1 pseudogene is annotated in these 255 nt (G+C 30.2%); it reads left to right on the top strand.

Annotated features, from left to right (window positions below):
- Positions 1–255 (top strand): annotated as a pseudogene (locus tag HHH54_RS11710) (transposase); the annotation flags it as partial.

Raw genomic sequence — 255 nt, 5'->3', positions numbered from 1 at the left:
TCATTTATCATTTGATGAATTCAAGTCAACAAGTGATGTAGACAGTGCTATGAGCTTTATTTACTGTGATGGTATTACACACGATATCATCGATATCTTACCAGACCGTCGTAAACATAAACTCGAATAATATTTTTTAAGATTTTCTAAACGACAACGTAAAAAAGTGAAAACAGTCTCTGTAGATATGTTTACACCTTATATATCGTTAATTGAATCTTTATTCCCTAATGCCGATATTATTATTGATCGATT

Source organism: Staphylococcus canis (assembly GCF_016238445.1).
Taxonomy (GTDB): domain Bacteria; phylum Bacillota; class Bacilli; order Staphylococcales; family Staphylococcaceae; genus Staphylococcus; species Staphylococcus canis.
This window is presented reverse-complemented; position numbering and strand designations above follow the sequence as displayed.